Origin of the sequence: Pseudomonas sp. MONT-RG-20F-20-E-7-02 (assembly GCF_022662395.1) — a bacterium.
Taxonomy (GTDB): Bacteria; Pseudomonadota; Gammaproteobacteria; order Pseudomonadales; family Pseudomonadaceae; genus Aquipseudomonas.
This window is the reverse complement of the sequence record NZ_JAKNQN010000049.1, coordinates 1-255: the sequence shown is the minus strand read 5'-3', so window position 1 is coordinate 255 and position 255 is coordinate 1. Positions and strand designations below refer to the sequence as shown.

The window sequence follows — 255 nt, the reverse complement described above, 5'->3', positions numbered from 1 at the left end:
GGTTCGACTGTCAGCACCACTATCGCTAAAACCGAAGGCGGAAACTTCGAGAATCTGGTGACCGATCCGAAGGCGGCCGAAACCACGATCACCGATTCGATCGACAACACCACGGTTTCCCTCTCCGCCGACAAAACCTCGGTGGTTGAAGGTGGTGAGATTACCTACACCGCGACGTTGACCAACAAAGCGCAAACCGACGTCACCGTGACGTTGAGCAACGGCCAAACTATCACCATCAAAGCTGGTGAAACC

General features: G+C 54.5%; 1 protein-coding gene. It reads left to right on the top strand.

All coding sequences use genetic code 11. From position 1 onward, the window contains the following. The coding region (locus L8I05_RS29480; RefSeq protein ID WP_242176741.1) for an immunoglobulin-like domain-containing protein at positions 1-255 on the top strand (255 nt) is incomplete at both ends.